The organism is Paenibacillus xylanilyticus (genome assembly GCF_013359935.1).
Lineage (GTDB): Bacteria > Bacillota > Bacilli > Paenibacillales > Paenibacillaceae > Paenibacillus > Paenibacillus xylanilyticus.
Genome location: NZ_JABMCB010000032.1, coordinates 1 through 484, shown reverse-complemented (window position 1 = coordinate 484; position 484 = coordinate 1). Strand labels below are relative to the sequence as shown.

At 46.1% G+C, this 484-nt stretch carries 2 rRNA genes; both read right to left on the bottom strand.

The features are described from left to right. Window positions 1-92: ribosomal RNA gene (locus HP552_RS00190) — 23S ribosomal RNA — on the bottom strand; the annotation flags it as partial. 300 nt (window positions 93-392) lie between these two features. Continuing rightward, window positions 393-484, bottom strand: a 16S ribosomal RNA gene (locus HP552_RS00185); the annotation flags it as partial.

Sequence of the window (484 nt, the reverse complement as noted above, 5' to 3'; positions counted from 1 at the left end):
TTACAGCTCCCCGAGGCAGTTTCGTTGTTCGCCACGTCCTTCATCGGCTCCTAGCGCCTAGGCATCCTCCGTGTGCTCTTAGTAGCTTAACCAATTGCTCATGCGAGCAAATGCAATCTACCGTTTTATTGAAACTTGTTTTGACACAAGTTCAGCTAAAAGGAATGTTCTAATTCGCAATTTTCGTTTCGATATCTAGTTTTCAAAGAACAAGCTCCATGCAAAAGCAAGCTGTTTTGAGAGTTTGAGCTCTCAAAACCGAGCAACGAGTGAGTAAGTTTTGCTCTTCATTTCATCCACACCTAAAGTGATGGACCGAAATGAATCGCTGTCGCAGGTTCAAAGAACCTGCTTATTTGAATGTTTCCGCTACGGGAAACGATTCTCCATAGAAAGGAGGTGATCCAGCCGCACCTTCCGATACGGCTACCTTGTTACGACTTCACCCCAATCATCTATCCCACCTTCGGCGGCTGGCTCCTTG